This window comes from Neisseria wadsworthii 9715 (assembly GCF_000227765.1).
Classification (GTDB): Bacteria; Pseudomonadota; Gammaproteobacteria; order Burkholderiales; family Neisseriaceae; genus Neisseria; species Neisseria wadsworthii.
Genome location: NZ_JH165159.1, coordinates 2,063,628 through 2,080,376 on the forward strand (window position 1 = coordinate 2,063,628; position 16,749 = coordinate 2,080,376).

At 44.5% G+C, this 16,749-nt stretch carries 16 protein-coding genes; 7 read left to right on the top strand and 9 right to left on the bottom strand.

Annotated elements, in window-relative coordinates:
- Nucleotides 1-61: 61 nt before the first annotated feature.
- The gene (gene coaD, locus HMPREF9370_RS09595; protein ID WP_040667151.1) at nt 62-568 is read left to right on the top strand and encodes a pantetheine-phosphate adenylyltransferase; all 507 of its coding nucleotides are present in this window, start codon (nt 62-64) and stop codon (nt 566-568) included.
- 76 nt (nt 569-644) lie between these two features.
- Here coaD and HMPREF9370_RS09600 read toward each other — a convergent pair whose 3' ends face one another.
- From HMPREF9370_RS09600 to HMPREF9370_RS09615, 4 genes are all read right to left on the bottom strand, one after another.
- Nucleotides 645-1,376 carry a GntR family transcriptional regulator gene (locus tag HMPREF9370_RS09600; RefSeq protein ID WP_040667638.1) on the bottom strand — a complete coding sequence of 244 codons (732 nt, stop codon included), beginning with the start codon at nt 1,374-1,376 and terminating at the stop codon, nt 645-647.
- Nucleotides 1,377-1,699: 323 nt separating this feature from the next.
- Nucleotides 1,700-2,425, bottom strand: coding sequence for an amino acid ABC transporter ATP-binding protein (locus HMPREF9370_RS09605; RefSeq protein ID WP_009117290.1), 726 nt, complete (start codon nt 2,423-2,425; stop codon nt 1,700-1,702).
- The gene (gene rsmA, locus HMPREF9370_RS09610; protein ID WP_009117291.1) at nt 2,422-3,219 is read right to left on the bottom strand and encodes a 16S rRNA (adenine(1518)-N(6)/adenine(1519)-N(6))-dimethyltransferase RsmA; all 798 of its coding nucleotides are present in this window, start codon (nt 3,217-3,219) and stop codon (nt 2,422-2,424) included. Before rsmA ends, HMPREF9370_RS09605 begins: the two co-directional genes overlap by 4 nt.
- A gap of 85 nt (nt 3,220-3,304) precedes the next feature.
- Nucleotides 3,305-3,712, bottom strand: a complete 408-nt coding sequence (locus HMPREF9370_RS09615) for a YqaA family protein (protein ID WP_009117292.1) — start codon at nt 3,710-3,712, stop codon at nt 3,305-3,307.
- A 149-nt stretch (nt 3,713-3,861) separates the two neighbouring features.
- Between HMPREF9370_RS09615 and HMPREF9370_RS09620 the strand changes: the two genes are divergently transcribed.
- Both HMPREF9370_RS09620 and HMPREF9370_RS09625 read left to right on the top strand, forming a co-directional pair.
- Nucleotides 3,862-4,707: an SDR family NAD(P)-dependent oxidoreductase gene (locus HMPREF9370_RS09620; RefSeq protein ID WP_009117293.1), complete on the top strand. Its 846-nt coding sequence runs from the start codon at nt 3,862-3,864 to the stop codon at nt 4,705-4,707.
- Entirely contained in the window at nt 4,704-5,312 is a 609-nt protein-coding gene (locus HMPREF9370_RS09625; RefSeq protein WP_009117294.1) for a Maf family protein, read from the top strand. The genes HMPREF9370_RS09620 and HMPREF9370_RS09625 overlap by 4 nt, the downstream gene beginning before the upstream one ends.
- A gap of 498 nt (nt 5,313-5,810) precedes the next feature.
- Here HMPREF9370_RS09625 and porB read toward each other — a convergent pair whose 3' ends face one another.
- Nucleotides 5,811-6,872: a trimeric porin PorB gene (porB, locus tag HMPREF9370_RS09630; RefSeq protein ID WP_009117296.1), complete on the bottom strand. Its 1,062-nt coding sequence runs from the start codon at nt 6,870-6,872 to the stop codon at nt 5,811-5,813.
- 667 nt (nt 6,873-7,539) lie between these two features.
- On the opposite strand from porB, the gene HMPREF9370_RS09635 reads away from it, so the two are divergent.
- A complete protein-coding gene (locus HMPREF9370_RS09635) occupies nt 7,540-8,025 on the top strand; it encodes a disulfide bond formation protein B (protein ID WP_411713017.1) in 486 nt (161 codons plus the stop codon).
- Between the two features lie 298 nt (nt 8,026-8,323).
- Here HMPREF9370_RS09635 and HMPREF9370_RS09640 read toward each other — a convergent pair whose 3' ends face one another.
- The 4 genes from HMPREF9370_RS09640 to pgaA all read right to left on the bottom strand — a co-directional run bounded on the left by HMPREF9370_RS09640 (nt 8,324) and on the right by pgaA (nt 14,540).
- A complete protein-coding gene (locus tag HMPREF9370_RS09640; protein WP_009117298.1) occupies nt 8,324-8,719 on the bottom strand; it encodes a hypothetical protein in 396 nt (131 codons plus the stop codon).
- 18 nt (nt 8,720-8,737) lie between these two features.
- Nucleotides 8,738-9,961 carry a poly-beta-1,6-N-acetyl-D-glucosamine synthase gene (pgaC, locus tag HMPREF9370_RS09645; RefSeq protein ID WP_009117299.1) on the bottom strand — a complete coding sequence of 408 codons (1,224 nt, stop codon included), beginning with the start codon at nt 9,959-9,961 and terminating at the stop codon, nt 8,738-8,740.
- Nucleotides 9,962-10,113: 152 nt separating this feature from the next.
- Complete coding sequence (gene pgaB / locus HMPREF9370_RS09650; RefSeq protein WP_009117300.1) at nt 10,114-12,015, bottom strand: poly-beta-1,6-N-acetyl-D-glucosamine N-deacetylase PgaB; 1,902 nt, start codon at nt 12,013-12,015, stop codon at nt 10,114-10,116.
- 116 nt (nt 12,016-12,131) lie between these two features.
- Nucleotides 12,132-14,540, bottom strand: a complete 2,409-nt coding sequence (gene pgaA / locus HMPREF9370_RS09655; RefSeq protein ID WP_009117301.1) for a poly-beta-1,6 N-acetyl-D-glucosamine export porin PgaA — start codon at nt 14,538-14,540, stop codon at nt 12,132-12,134.
- A gap of 450 nt (nt 14,541-14,990) precedes the next feature.
- Between pgaA and moaC the strand changes: the two genes are divergently transcribed.
- The 3 genes from moaC to dtd are packed head-to-tail and all read left to right on the top strand — an operon-like array spanning nt 14,991 to nt 16,718.
- The gene (gene moaC, locus HMPREF9370_RS09660; RefSeq protein ID WP_009117302.1) at nt 14,991-15,494 is read left to right on the top strand and encodes a cyclic pyranopterin monophosphate synthase MoaC; all 504 of its coding nucleotides are present in this window, start codon (nt 14,991-14,993) and stop codon (nt 15,492-15,494) included.
- Entirely contained in the window at nt 15,494-16,255 is a 762-nt protein-coding gene (locus HMPREF9370_RS09665; protein ID WP_009117303.1) for a HesA/MoeB/ThiF family protein, read from the top strand. The genes moaC and HMPREF9370_RS09665 overlap by 1 nt, the downstream gene beginning before the upstream one ends.
- 1 nt (nt 16,256) lies before the next feature.
- Nucleotides 16,257-16,718 (top strand): D-aminoacyl-tRNA deacylase, encoded by a 462-nt coding sequence (dtd, locus tag HMPREF9370_RS09670; protein WP_009117304.1) that lies wholly within the window; start codon nt 16,257-16,259, stop codon nt 16,716-16,718.
- The last annotated feature ends 31 nt before the right edge of the window (nt 16,719-16,749 follow it).

The following is a 16,749-nucleotide window of genomic DNA, read 5'->3' on the forward strand; positions in this document are numbered from 1 at the left end:
TTGACAATTTCGCCCAATCGGTCTATGCTGCCCAACTCAATTGACCTTAAGTAACAAAACCATGAACCACCCCATCAGCCGAGCTGTATACGCAGGCAGTTTCGACCCGCCCACCAACGGCCACCTCTGGATGATACGGCAGGCGCAAACCATGTTTGACGAGCTGATTATCGCCATCGGCGTCAACCCCGATAAAAAAAGCACTTACACCATAGCCGAACGCTATGCCATGCTTGAGGCAATTACCCAAGAATTTCCCAACGTGTGCATCCATTCCTTTGAAAACCGCTTCTTAGTGGACTATGCTCACGATGTGGACGCCAAATTTATCGTTCGAGGCATCCGCACAGCCTCCGATTATGAATACGAGCGCACCATCCGTTATATCAACTCCGACCTCCAGCCCGACATTCTCACTATCTTTCTGATGCCGCCGCGCGAATTCGCCGAAGTATCCTCTACGATGGTCAAAGGCATGGTCGGCCCCAACGGCTGGCGTCAAATGATACGCCGCTACGTGCCCGATGCGGTATACGAAAAAATCCTGGCCGATAATGAAAGCCGGTAAAATTCAAATACAATGCCTGTCTGAAAACCACTTTTTCAGACAGGCATTCTCATTATTCCGGCCGCTTACCGTCATATTAAGCAGGCATTAAACCAACCTCATCCTCCGCTTCTTCAAACCGCTCCTCCAAGTGAGCCAATACCACTTCCAGATGTTTGCGCATTTTTTTTGCCGCACGCCTATACTTACCTTCCTGCAACAGCGTCAGCATTTCCGTATGCTCGTTGTTGGAACTTTCGTGCTTCACCGCACGCCCCGTAAGCGCAACCATCAGCGATGAACGCGCACACAAAGAAGCCATCATCTCCACCAGCACCTGATTATCCAAAACCCGGGCCAACTCGATATGAAACGCATTCGACAAACGGTCTCGCCCTACTCTATCGCCTGCTTCATGCGCTTCTGCCTGCTGTGCCACCAGTCGATAGAGCGGTACCAATTTTTCTTGTGCATCCGGCAGCTCAGCCAGCTTGTCCACCGTCATTTCTTCCAAAGCTATCCGCATAAAAAACACATCGCGGATTTCCTGCAAATCCGGCACATGCACAAACGCACCACGGTTAGGCAGCAAATCCACAATTTTATCGTGCGCCAGCAAAGAAAGCGCACCGCGCACCGTATTTCGAGAGCACACCATCTGTCGGCACAAATCCGATTCCGTCAGCTTTTTCCCCGGCAACAACACACCATCCATAATCGCGTTTAAAATCGCATGGTAAACGCGGGTAAGCTCCGAATCATGACGCTCGATTACTTCCACCGGTGAAGCCACCGTTGATTGAATAGCGGCGATATTTTCCGTGTCCATCATAAGTATTATTTAAACCAAAATATTTTCAAAAATCGTTCACAATCTTAAACAAAATTGTTGACAATCCAAGCTAAAGAAAGCACAATCAATATCAACAAACGCCAAGTTGAAAAAGGTGAATAAATAGAGGACTCCAAAATCAAGCCCGTATCCGAATATCGCTTTCGGAGCGGGCTTGAGTATTATAACCAATCTGCTTTCCATAAGATACAGCCACATCGGGCTTTACATCGATTCCCTTATTATCCACTTACATGCCTGTCTGAAAAAATGAAAAAACGCCTGAAAAATTCAAGCGTTTTTTAAGCCACAATTTTAAATTAATGCTTGATTTGTGCTAAAAACTGCTTTGCACGCTCGGTTTTCGGATTTAAGAAAAAGCTCTCAGGATCCGATTCTTCCAAAATTTGGCCGTGGTCGACAAAAATAATGCGGTCGGCCACTTCGCGTGCAAATCCCATTTCATGAGTTACACACATCATGGTCATACCGGTTTTGGCCAAATCTTTCATGACTTTCAACACTTCGCCCACCATTTCAGGATCAAGCGCGGAAGTCGGCTCGTCAAACAACATTACGCGCGGTTCCATCGCCAATCCGCGTGCAATCGCCACACGCTGTTGCTGCCCGCCCGATAATTCGCTTGGAAAAGCGTCTTTTTTATGCGCCAACCCTACCCGCTCCAGCAGCTCAACCGCTTTCTTCTCGGCATCTGCCCGGCTTACTTTCTTTACTTTCATGGGTGAAAGCGTGATGTTTTCCAGCACCGTCAAATGTGGATACAGATTAAAATGCTGAAACACAAAACCCACCTCGGCACGGATTTTGTTCAAGTCGGTTTTAGGGTCGGCCACATTCACACCATCTACCCAAATCTCGCCTTTCTGAATAGGTTCCAGCTGGTTGACAGTGCGGATCAGCGTCGACTTACCGCTGCCTGAGGGTCCGCACACCACCACAACTTCACCCTGCTTGATTTCCAAATTCACGCCGTTAATCACGTGGAGGTCTTTAAAATGTTTGTGTACATTTTTAAATTTAATCATTGACTTCTTTCTTCAGACAGGCTTTTTTCTGTCAGATAATTACTCAGTTTCACATAAAGCTCCGGCGCAATATGCTCGGCCCTATCCTGCGGATTAATGCCCACTTCGGCCAAATCTTCATCGGAGGCAATTTCTTTTAGATTATTGCGTATGGTTTTGCGTCGCTGCGCAAACGCAGCTTTAACCAACATACTGAAATGCTTAAAATCGTTCGCTATACCAATGCGCCCTTTTTGCGGAATCATACGCACCACGGCAGAATCAACTTTCGGCGCAGGATCAAATGATTCGGGGGGCACCTCAATCAACATTTCCATGTCGAAAAAGTATTGCAGCATCACACCCAAACGGCCGTAATCATTGGTTTTCGGCTCGGCCACCATGCGCTCGACCACTTCTTTCTGCAGCATAAAATGCATGTCTTCCACATCATCTGCCACTTCGCTCAAACGAAACAGCAAAGGCGTGGAAATATTGTATGGCAGATTGCCCACAATTTTTTTCCTGCTCGGCACGCTATTGAAGTCGAATTGCAGCACATCACCTTCATGAATGATTAATTTATCGGCAAACGGCAGCGTTTTTAGGCGTTTGATAATATCCCTGTCGATTTCGATAACATGCAGCCGGCCCAGCTTTTTCGCCAATGGTTCGGTAATTGCGGCCAAACCCGGGCCGATTTCGATAACCGTATCATCATGCTGCGGACGCACGGCATTAACAATATCATTGATGATGCGCGTATCCTGCAAAAAATTCTGTCCGAAACGCTTGCGGGCTTTATGCTCTTTCATGCGGATTCTTTTAAGAAAAATGCAAACGCGTATTGTAGCGGATTTTTGCCCTGCTCGGCAGAGCCTTGATGCACAACATGCAAAATTAAAAAGCCGATAAGCCCATCATCAATACCCCATAACGCGCAATCTTTCCGATTGCCAGCATCAGGCAGCTGATAGCAAAAGGCAAGCGCAACCAACCTGCCGCTATCGGCAAAGCATCCCCTACAAACGGCACCCAAGCCAACAACAGCCCACACACACCGTATTTTTTCAGACAGGCTTCTGTTTTACCGCTCGGTTTGTATTTTTGCGGCAGCAAACGGCCCATGCCGTAAGAAACAATACTACCCAAAGTATTGCCGAAAGCGGCCAGCCAGAACGCCCACCAGAAACTTTGCGGGTAATTGTGCACCATCACTGCCAGCGCTGCTTCCGAAGTGCCGGGCAGAATCGTAGCGGAAGTAAAAGCAGAGAAAAAAAGTGCGGCATATTGCCAAAATAAATCCATTAAAAACCTTTTCAAAGCTTCGTAACACCTGAATTTTCAGACAGGCATAAGTTAACACTTGCTATATTTTGCCGATTTTAGCTCAAATCACTATACAAAAGCTGCTATGATTCGTTTCCATCATTATTTGACTTTCCAAAGGAATATCCATGCCTCAATCCGTTTTAATTACCGGCTGCTCGAGCGGCATCGGCTATGATACTGCCAAATTGTTAAAACAGATGGGATGGCAGGTTTTCGCCACTTGCCGCAAACAAGAAGATGTTGAACGTCTGCGCCAAGAAGGCTTTACCCATGCGCTGCAACTCGACACCGCCGACAGCCAAAGCATACGTGCCGCTTTTGATACCGTATTGCAAACTACCGGCGGTACGTTGGATGCGCTATTTTGCAACGCGGGTTACGGGCAAGTTGGCGCGGTGGAAGATATCCCGCGCCAAGCATTGCGTGAGCAATTTGAAACCAATGTATTCGGCGCATGGGAATGCATCACGCGGGCCATGAACGTGTTCCGCCGTCAAAACCATGGGCGCATCTTGGTAAACAGCAGCATTTTAGGCTTTGCTGCCATGCCATGGCGCGGCGCATATAACAGCAGCAAATTCGCGCTGGAAGGCATGTGCGACACCTTGCGCCACGAGCTGTATGGCAGCAATATTTATGTGAGCCTGGTAGAGCCCGGCCCGATTGCCACCCGCTTCCGCGCCAATGCCTTGAAAAAATTTGCCGAGCATATTGATTATGAAAGCAGCTTTCATGCCGAAAACTACCACCGGCAACTCAACCGCTTGCAAGCAGAAGAATCGGTAGCGCCATTTACATTAAGCTCGCCAAGTTGCGCAATGGTGTGCGTACGTGCATTAACAGCAAAAAAACCGAAAGCACGCTATTTGGTTACCGTACCGACTATTGTATTTTGGTATCTGAAGCGTCTGCTACCCACTGCACTACTTGACAGCCTGCAACGCGCCGCCGTGAAAGACCAAGGCAAATGAAACCAACCTTATACCTTGCCTCCGGCAGCCCGCGCCGCAGAGAAATTTTAGAAAACCTCGGTTATCAAATCTTGCAACTGCCTGCCGATATTGATGAAACACCCTATTCCGACGAAACAGCTTCCGCATATGTTAAGCGAATGGCCACCGAAAAAAACGCAGCCGCGCTTACACTTTGGCATAACCGACATACTCACGAACCTGAATACCCTCTACTGACTGCCGACACCACCGTCGCTCTCAACGAGCAGATTCTCGGCAAACCCGATAATACTCAACATGCAGCTGAAATTCTTGCTGCTCTTTCCGGATCCACACATCAAGTGCTCACCTCTGTTTGCGTATATTTCAACAACCAATACCAATGCACCACCCAAATCAGCCATGTTACATTCAAAGCTTTAAGCAAAGCCGAAATCTCAGCTTATATTGATGCAGGCGAACCGCTCGACAAAGCCGGCGCGTATGGCATTCAAGGCTTAGGCGGTGTGTTTGTAAAACACTTGCAAGGCAGTTTTACCGGCGTGATGGGATTACCTGTGTATGAAACCATTTCACTGTTGGAGGCCTGCGGATATATCATTCCGCCATTTATAATGAAATAACCGGAATAACATATAGAATCAGCTTAAAAATAGTACACTCGTCATGCTCGGGCTTGACCCGAGTATCTTGAGTTTCAGCAAGGTCGGGAAATACTCGGGGCAAGCCCGAGCATGACTGAACTGTTATTAAAATTAAGTGGTTTAACTATAGGTCAAGTCTGAACATGACCAGCCTCTGTTACTATGCAAAGGGGTTTGGCTATAGGATGCACCTTGACGCATCCATTACCCTTCTCGCCTAACTAAAGCCAATGTGTCAGGACACATTCTATGTCTGTGTTCTAATATAATGCCTGTCTGAAAATGGTTTCAGACAGGCATTCAGAATTGTGGCACGAGCCTGATAGTTGATTTCAAAATTTGGCCAATGGCCACATCCTGTTCTCATAAAACGCCCTTACCAATGCTCAAATGGATTTTCCACTATATTCTATAAACAAAAATAACAAAAGAGCCTGCGTTTGCAGGCTCTTTACTTAGCTAATCTTTAAATCAAGATTAGAATTTGTGACGCAGACCAACTAAACCGGCAGTATTTTCGGTTTTGTTGTCACCGCTACCAGCTTTCAACCAACCGGCAGAAACCATAGCAGTAGTGCGTTTAGAGAAGTCGTAGTCAGCACCCAGTACAACTTGTTTGTAGTTAGTACCGTCAACTTTGTTACCGCCTGCTTTAGCTTTAAAGCCGTGAGCGTAGCTCAAACGAGGAGTTACGTTACCAAAGGTGTAGGCCGCAGTAGCAGCAGCTTCGTGAGTTTTCAGACGACCAGAGTTGTCATTAGCAGGTGCATCCTCACCTCGGATAGTAGAGATATAGCTGCGCTCACTATCCCAACCGTTGGTATATTGATAACCCAAGCCTACAAACAGGTTGTTGGCATCATAACCACCATGAATACGGTGTGCTTGAGCAGACTTGCTGTCATTATTAGCTACATAAGCAGATTTTTTGTAACCAACACCGTATTGTGCAAAGAAACCGGCGTTTTCGTAGTTAACACCACCATAGTAAGCAGAAGTATCGCTTAAAGCGCTATCACGACCAGGATCATCTTGGTTATCACGCGGAGTATATTGAGCATTGAAAGAGAAACCTGCCCAAACCGGAGAATCATAACGCGCAGAAATTACACGCTCACCTGTACGGGTAAATACACCCAAACCTAACGCAGGGTTATTGTATTCCCAAGCATCCAGAGCGTCCATGTCATTCAATTGAGTGCTCAAGCGACCAGCACGGATTTTACCCCAGCTTTCACCTTCAACACCGATGAATGAATCACGAGTACCCCATGAACCACCACCAGAAACCGGAGTTTTTTGCTCAATTTGCCAAATAGCATTCAAACCAGAACCCAAGTGCTCGGTACCTTTGAAACCGATACGAGAACCTAAGTCAGCAATTTTAGTTTCAGTATGATTTTTGGTTGTTACACCGTTATCACGATTTTTCTTTTGGCTAACCTCAACACCTGCTTTTACTTGACCGTACAAGATCACTTCAGCAGAAGCGACACCAGACAAAGCTACCAAAGACAGAGCAATCAGAGTTTTTTTCATTGCTGTATTCCTTTTCTATCGTTAAGAAAAACAAACTCAAACAGTATTAATGTTCGTCTAAGTTTTGAATTCACCGCCATTAACGGCGATTCCATGACTGCTAATATAAATGCTTCGTTTGAAAAAAACAAACTTTATCACCCTTTTCCTTTGCTTTTTTCTGCCGGCTGTGTGTATTTAATTACACAATCATAAATTTTCTTTATTATTTTCAATAATATATAAAAATTAAAAAACAGATTTGCATGTTTACAACAGATTTATTTTTTTGTGGCTTTTTGGCACGCCCTATTATTAAATTATCTTTATGTTAGGGCTTGCATTTGGGTCTTTCTACAATTTAAGCATACTATTTTTAAATTGGTTCACTATATACCTCTTCCCAACAAAACTATGTCATACTCAGTTTTGTTTCCAGTATTATGATAAAACAGGCTGCTTCTGCTTTATAGTCAATCAACTTAACTTTTGCTACGGTGTCGTGCGCCTTAACCCTAAGAGAACAATTGTGCAAGCTGTTAAAGCAGCAAAAATCAGTCCCATACTGCATACGCTGTCTTCTGCTTATTGCCTTATATTAATGTGTTGATTAGCTATAGTTTGAAACGGGAATTCGTTAAAGCCCCAAGCAGGGAACAGGCCTGTCTGAAATTTTGTGAAAGTTAGAATAATGAGCTATCGTAAAGCCTTATTAATTGTTGTTGCTACCGGCCTGTTATGCACGGCAGGTTCTTTTTTTGCTCAATATGTTATGAAGCTGAACCCCTGCCCTTTATGTATTTTGCAGCGGGTTGCTGTAATTTCGGTAACGCTGATGTCTATATTGGTATTACTTTTGCCTGCGCATAAAAAAGGCGGCTGGTTTGCGGCAGCGGTCTTAATAAGCATTCCTGCTCTTTGGGGCTTGGGGGTGGCTGGGTATCAAATTTGGCTACAAAGTTTACCTGTTATGGAGCGCCCCTCCTGCGGCGCGCCTTGGACTTTCCGTTTAAAGGATTGGCCTTTGTTTGATGTGTGGGAACCTGTTGTGCGCGGATTTGGTGATTGTGGTGTTCAGGAGCATGTGATGGGTGTGCCGTTGCCGATTTGGAGTGTTATGTTTTTTGGCTCTGTATTGATTTGGGTGTGGTTTGCTCCAAGGCTTTCTAAATAACTACGGCAAATAATAATCAAAAAAACGTATAGTTAATCAACTTAACTTTTCCTGCGGCGTTGCTGCGCCTTGCAGTACTATTTGTACTATCTGCAGCTTGCTGCTTTATATCAAAACTAAGTTTATTTGCTATAAATATATATGACTGAGAGTAAAGAGATACTCAGGTCAAGCACGAGTATGATGGTACTGTTACTAAGTAAGCGATTTAACTAGAGTATGTGCAAGTATTAGGAATTAATTAGAATGCCTGTCTGAAAGGTAATTTCAGACAGGCATTCTAAATTTAGGAACACTATTATTTTTTCAAATTCCGATTTGCCGGAGGCTCATCGATCTTTCTATATTGCCTTGTTGTTTCCACAGCGGTTTTGATTCGTGCAGCAGTTCGACGCTTGTTACGTAGGGCACTTACCCGCGAAGTTGCCAAAATTGACCAGCAAAATAAGATATTCAACTGGGTCAATGTTACTACGGCCACGGCCTTGATTAAGTCTATCAACGTCCATGTACCGATAATGGGCTCGAAAATCAACGCTTCATGATCGTTAAAAACAAAATATACAGCGGCAAGCCACAACGCCCAAGTTATCGCAAATATCAGAAGGCTTTTAGCGCTGATAGAACGGTTTTTACTGCGTGCTCTTTTAATAACCATTTGCTCACGCAGGTTTTTTCTGTTTGCCGGCGGCATAATGTTTTCTCCCGTTTATTACTGTACGCCCCGATCCGGACTTACCCATGTGGCTTTCCGCTCTTTATCACGCAAAATAGCTCTTGGGAAACCGTGTACCAAGGTAAGGCTGTTGAGCAGCCAAAAAACGTAAGGATACCAGATACAGCTGACAAAATAGCGGAAAAGGTTACCTTCATAGCGACTGTCGATAAACATACTGACAGAAAATTGCAACATAAACATCAAAAAGGTAATCAAACCGCTTACTTCTACCAATGTGAGGTCCGCCTGCCCTGTCAAAATCCGGATGAATCCGTAGATCATGAAAGCGAATAAGCTATACGCCCAAAACAATGTAATGAAATATTCAAAATAAAGAGGCCAGAGACGAAAATTCTTCACGCGCCAAACTTGGGGGAAATATTTCAAAATTACTTCGGCACCGCCTTGCGCCCAACGCAACCGCTGTTTATACAGGCCGCGGATTGTTTCGGGCATCAGCACCCAGCAAAGTGCCCGAGGCTCATAAGCAATATTGTAGCCTGCTACTTGGGTTTTCCAGCTAACATCGATATCATCGGTAATCATATTGTCGCTCCAGCCACCAATGCGCTCAATCACGTCTTTGCGGATACACATGATAACGCCGGACACGGTAAATAATGTTCCCAAGATGCTTTGCGAACGTTTGATTAAGCCGATAATGGAACTGAACTCAGCCACTTGCAGCTTGCCCAATACGGTACTGCGGTTTCTCACACGCGGATTGCCGGTTACTGCGCCTAGACTCGGATCTTCTTCAAGACTTTGTACCATGTATTCAATGGCGCTGTAATCAAGAATGGCATCGCCATCAATCCCGACAATGTACTTCCCGCGTGCATGACGCATACCGTTATTCATAGCTGAAGCCTTACCGCCGTTTTCTTGGTCGATGCCCACCACTTTATCGGAAATTTTTTCCCAACTACGGATGATTTTCAAAGTATCGTCGCTGCTGCCATCGTTGATGAAAACGAGTTCATAATTCGGGTAGGTAAGATTTAAAAGATGAGGAATGGAGCTGTTGAGATTGTCTGCTTCGTTGTAGCAGGGAATCAATACGCTTACCATTGGAATTTCTTCCTGATCATGAAAATCAGGCTCAGGCATTTCACGTTCCCAGAATATGTAGTAAATCACGCCGGAGATTGTCCAGTATACGGCCATCACGCCGGGATACATCATGACAAAAACAGCTAAATAATCATACCATTTCATTTTTTATTTGCTCTTATATATGTTTGGTGTTGGTTGTATTTGGCAAATTTATCTGTTTTCAGACAGGCATTACATAATGCCTGTCTGAAAATGCTCATCTGACAAGTTTAAATATAAAATCAAGTTTAAATATAAAATTAAGACGCTAAATATTACCGCTTAATTGAAAAAGCCGGCCTCACAATGTTGATAGCTGGTCTGTCATTCACAAAATCATCAGGCCCATAAGCTATGTTTTTAATACCTCTTTCTTTCAGATCATTCATCCATTGAACCAGCTCCGCCGCAGGAACAGGTTGATTTGTTTGTCTGTTCTGTGCGGGCAGCTCAATAATGGTTTTATCTAAAGGAATACCGGTGTTTTTAATATCTTGTGTCGTACTCTTTACCCACTTGGCAGCATCTTGAGTATTGGTATTCCGACCTTTTTCATAGGGCATCAGGGCTATTGCCGTATAGTCATAATGTTTGATGTATTTGGAAAGACTTTGTGTAAACCATTTTTGCGCTTCTTTATCAATCGCTTGCCCTGCGTATAGATTATGAGCCGATTTTAGCTCTACCGCTCCATTAAAGCTGTATTTCATCGCCCCGGCTTTAAGCTGGTCGGAATAATGGACTAAGCCGTCAATATTGGCAGCGGCTTGTTGCCAATATTGTGAATTGCCAAATGCGCCTGAAGGCAAATTACCTTTAAAGTCAGTAAAAACAGCATCGTTTTGAAACAACAGGCCGTTAAAACGGCTGCTAAATGCCAAATCTTCATATACTTCTGCAGCAGCACGCCGGTTTTTTTCATTGGTAAATGAAAGGCGGCGGGCTCCACTATTAGAAACGTAATCATAGCCTGAACCGAAATTGAATGCGGTCATCGGCATCCACGCATACACCTTCACACCGGAACGTGTCATCAATTGCCAAGCTACTCTGCTGAACAAATCTGCTTTCATTTTCAAGTGGCGGTTGGGAAAATAAACCTTTTCCGCAATTCCGTTGCCATCCTCATCTGAAAATGCTTGCAGATAAACAACGCTTACTCCAAGCTGGGCAATTCGGCTGACTAATTTGTCGAAATTACGATTGAATTGTTCAGCATTCGGGCTATATAAGTCATCCAAATTAACATAAACGGCACGTTTAATTTTGCTTTCAAACATCTTACCTTCCAGATAAGATTTAATCACACCGTAACCCGTTTCATGGTCAACCAGAATCCGGCCTACATGACCTGCGCCTTCTTTATTTAGCTCTAAATCGAACAAAGTAAAATCGCTATCAAACCCCTCTTGGCGGGCAATTTCTGTAGCCTTTTGATTATATTGCCCATAAGGCCATACCAAAGCATTGGGTCTTTTTCCAGTACGTTTTTCGATAATATCGGCAGAGCGCCTTAAATCATCCGCAATTCGCTTACGGTATTCCTCAGGCGTTTCATAACGACCATTTTCATATTTACCAGGCAGTGCAGCAGCAAATTCCGACCCGAAAGGATTACCGAAATTACTCCGGTGCAAATCGTGGGTATGTGAAGCGATTTCTATCAAACCGCTCTGCTGCATTTCCCTCACTTGCTCCCATGTAATAAATGCTTTGCGTGGCAATTTCTTCTTACCATAAGCAATATGACCGTTTGCCGGCGTTTCCATCCAGCTGGTTACCAAAGCATACATAGCCGGATAGTTGTATGCTTTCAATACAGGAAAAATCGTTTTGTAAAAACTGATATAACCATCATCGAAAGTGAGCAAAACAGGCTTGGCAGGCAATTTTCCCCGCCCTGACCGTGCATCTTTAATCTGCTGCCAGCTTACCGGTGTATAACCATTGTTTCTCAACCAGTTAAAATGATTAATCAGTTTATTCACTGTGATGGTTTGCGGATAGTATTGTCGCCTGAATTCATCATCAAATTCATCACGGCCATAAGCCTCAGGCGGTGCGCTTTCGTCAACCACATCGTGGTAGCACATCACACCATACTGTATATTGGCAGCGTAGGCTGTGCTCATACTCAACAGCAACGTAAGGGCTGATAAAAAACGGGTATATTTCATAAGGCAAACCTACTCAATGGGTAGTCATAACTGTAATAAATCTACGGTATAGGTCGTTCATGTACGGTATAGGCCGTTCAGACAGGCATATGCCTGTCTGAACGTCACATTTTCATTTATTTGAATCTAACATTTAAATTAACATTGCCGAAATTTTGGAATTCCGGTTCGCCGTCATAAATTGCTTGCTTGCGGCCTAATTCATAACCCAAGCTGGTTTTCTTACCCAACGACCAATCATGGCCGTATTTCAACAACCAAGTATTCTCAGAACTATGGTTCGCTTGCCAGTAACGGCCAACACCTCCAGTTAGTTTCTGATTCAGACGGATTCCGTTATCCAGAGGCATAGCATATGAAAGGCTTAGGCTGCCGCTCACAGTTTTACTGTTTTTCGGGTTGTAATAATAAGCCGAAGGCGTGTCTTTATTGCTGCTGTAATCGGCCCAGAGTGAACCGTCCAGCTTCCAACGGTTTCGTTGATAAAGCATCTGTGAAACCCAACCATAAACACTCTTACGAACGTTATCATCATCAAATGTCATCACACCCAAACCTGCACCGGCACGCGTGTTAGCCGAATGGGTATAAGACGCGCCAACATTATATTCATCAGCATACACTTTTTGCTGTAGTGCTTTGGTCGGCGTATTGGCACTATTATGTGCAGCTTTTGCATTCAAACTAATGCGTTCGTTTATACGGTAGTCAGCACCAATACTGGCATAAGCTTTTTTATTCAATTCGACGCCATGCCCGGCTTCAACGTTAACCGTTACCGGATGTAAGCTGATATCTGCACCTACACCCACTCGACCGGCACGCAATGGATCGCCATTATTGGGAACATAAGCCGTTTGCTCAGTGATATAAGCTCGATGGCCGCTTTGACTTCGGGGACTATATAGCGTGGTGCTTTGCCCCCATTCAGTGCTGTCTTTAGGTGAAGTAGCTTTCATCGCACTGCCCGAAATATTCAACTGTGCCGCACGCGCTTTATCGTATTGTTCCCAAAAAGGCTTATAAGCAGGATCGTTTCTATCCAGCTTTGAAGCCATCTCTTTCACCGCCGCCCAATTACCGGTGCTCATCCAAACATTGGCAATTTGATTATTTACCCAAATTTGACTTTCAGGAGAAATGTGGTCCTTGGCATGTTCGTACCATTTTATGGCTTCATCACTACGACCATTCCAATAGGCCAAATCACCACGCAAAATCATCGCCCATGGGTCGCCCGGATGTTCGGCCAGCCAAGCATCCATCAATGCTGCTGCTTTTTTATGGTTGCCGTTCCAAGCTTCCAGCCGGGCGTTCCAAAAAAACTGCTGATCATAATAAGGGTTATCTATTTCGCGGGTATGGGTGAAGTCTGGAACGTTTTTTTTTGGGTTCCAGCTTTTGACACGCTCCTGTGCGTCGGTGTAATAACCCACATCTGCATCTGCCTCCACCAGCTTACCGGTCAGATTCGGAGAAACTTCGCCGGTCTCTGCTTTTTGCTGCTGCATGATTTCCTGGTAAATGCTGCGTGCTGTAATCGGGCTGCCGTTCATAGACAAAGCTTGTGCATATTGCTCTTTTACATATTGAGGCTGCTCACCGATGCGGCGCAGCATATTGTAATCTTCCAATGCTTGCTTATCTTTACCCAAAGCAATTGAAGCAGCCATGCGGTCGCGTATGGCATTAACCTGAAGATCACTTCCTGCAGGAGCTTGGGTTGCTACTTCGTTCAAATTATCATAGGCAGCTTCAAGCTGAGGAATATCATTAGTCTCGCGGCTCAATCGCAATTGAGTCACAGCCTTACTAAGCTTTAACCACAACAAATCGGTTTGGCTGAATAATTTTGGATACCGCTGGATTAACTCGTCTTGTACAGGATAGGCCTGAAGCTGAGCAGCGGTACGGTAAGTTTGCAACACTAAATCTTTATTTTCAGGCTCTTGCGTCAGCTTTTTTTTCAATGTTTCCAAACGCTCGGATAAAGATTGAGAGCGCTCATTTACATACTCCTCTGCTTGGATAATATCAGCATCATTACCAAACCGTTTACGGTACTCGACAATTTGATTGCGTGCCGCCGTATACTTACCCGCTTCAGATGAAGCCAAAGCACCTCCGAGAAAACCTATCTTTTTAAACGCATCTACACGTTGAAGTTGCGCATAAAACGCTGCTGACTCTTCAAACTGCTTATTATCACGGGCAGCTTTGGCCAAATTTTCCAACTCGTCAGAAGTGTAACTGCTAGGTTTGCATTCTGCACACACCGCCAATGCTTCTACTCGCTTGCCTTGACGAACAAGCAGCGCAATTAAATCGGCTCTGACCTTTGTATCTTTGCTTTGTGTATACAGTTTGCGCAAAGCATCAACTGATTCAGCTAACTCTGCCTGGCCTTTGCGCGCATGTAACGCCCAATGTTCGCGTTCGGCATTAATATCTTGAGCCACAGCACCCAATGGCAGGCAGGTAAGCGCCAGAGCCAGACTAATAGTGGTTTTTCTGATAGATTTCATAATGTTGTTTAAGCTAATTTTTTAAATTTCAAAGACACAATGATTAAAAAATTGTTATTATAAAGCAGCCCTAAGAGGTTGCTTAGATTGAGTTAAGACTATATTCCTAATAAATATGGATATTTATTGAATTATTGTAGACAAATTAAGAAACAATTTCTTCTTGGAATATTGCTTAAACATGCTACAAGAATGATAAAACTGAGAAAAGACCAGGTGTATTAACGGTCCACCCGAGAGTTTAACGGGATTTTAGGGATTGTACAAAATACAACAATTACCCTGCAATTATGGAAACATTATGCAAATCACTGTATAAACATTTTATTTTGACTACGACGGCATAGGCGGCACATCAAAAATCTATTAGAATGTTCTCCTGAAACCCGTAACCAAACGTTTACTACTCACTTAAATCTATAAAATATTCAAAATCTTAGGGAAATTATAATGTTTGACGAATTAGCCCATTTCAATGAAAACGATGAAGCCCATATGGTAAATATCGGTGACAAAGAACCGACAGAACGGGTAGCTGTGGCCAGCGGCTACATTAATATGAGCCCCAAAGCAGTGCGCATTTTAGCTGAAGGTTCTGCGAAAAAAGGGGATGTGTTGGGCGTTGCCAGGGTGGCGGCAATTCAAGGCGCAAAACAAACCAGTTTTCTGATTCCGCTTTGTCACCAGATTTCACTCACGCATGTGCGCGTTGATTTCGAAATAGACTTAGACGTTAGCCGCGTAAAAGCAACGGTTACCGCCAGCACAACAGCTGGCACTGGTGTGGAAATGGAAGCACTTACAAGTGTAAATGTCGCGCTATTAACTATTTATGACATGTTAAAAGCGGTGGACAAAACCATGAGCATGACACATATCCGTTTAGAAAGTAAAACCGGCGGCAAAAGTGGCGACTTCTCTTTTGAACAAAGCTATGAAGGCATCACATTCTGATGGATGACCGAGATTTACTGCGTTACAGCCGCCATATCCTGCTTGATGAAATCGGTATTGAGGGGCAGGAAAAACTCTTGGCTGCAACTGCATTGGTTATCGGCTGCGGCGGACTGGGTTCCGCCGCTTTGCCTTATTTGGCGGCAGCCGGCTTGGGCCACATTATTATTGCTGATGACGATACGGTTTCAGACACCAATCTGCAACGGCAAATCTGCTTTACCGAGGCAGATATCGATCATTTCAAAGCCGAAACCATTAAAACTCGCTTACAAGCTATCAACGGTCGTATAGAGATTACCGCATTAAATGAACGCCTGTCTGAAAAACGTTTACTCCAACTGGCAGCACAAGCCGATATTATTTTAGATTGTTGCGATAATTTTGCTACACGGCTAGCCGTTAACCGAGCCAGCGTTGCAACAAAAAAACCATTAGTCTCCGGTGCGGCTGTAAGGTTTGAAGGCCAGGTTGCCATTTATCGACCAGACCTGCCCAATACGCCCTGCTATGCTTGCCTCTTTGACGGCGACAATGCTTCCGACGGGGCTTGCGCCGTGTTCGGTGTGTTTGGCCCATTAGTCGGCATTATTGGGACGACACAGGCAGCCGAAGCATTGAAAATTCTCGCCGGCATAGGCAAACCTTCACACGGATACCTCATGAGTTACAACGCGTTAAATAGCGAATGGCAGCGTTTTAGCTTTAACAAAAACCCTACCTGCCGCGTTTGCAGCAAAGTTTCAGACAGGAGTAGCTGATATGCGTGCAGTTATCCAAAAAGTCAGCCGCGCCCACGTTGATGTAATTTCAGCAGATACACGAACAACTGTAGGAGAAATTCACTCAGGCTTTGTCGTACTACTCGGTGTAAGCCATGAAGATACAGAAACAGATGCTCGTTATATTGCAGAAAAAACAGCGCATCTTCGTATTTTTGAAGATGAAAACGGCAAACTCAATCTTTCCCTTAAAGATACGGGCGGTTCTGTTCTACTCATCTCCCAATTCACTCTATATGCCGATGCACGTAGCGGGCGCCGCCCTTCGTTCTCTAATGCGGCAAAACCAGAACAAGCTCGAAAGCTTTATAAACGGGTTGCCGATCTTTTACGCTCCCAAGGCATCCAAGTGCAAACTGGCCAATTCCAAACACACATGAAAATTGATTTATGCAATGACGGCCCGGTTACTATCCTATTAGATTCTCATAAAATTTTATAAACCAATGCCTGTCTGAATATTTCAGACAGGC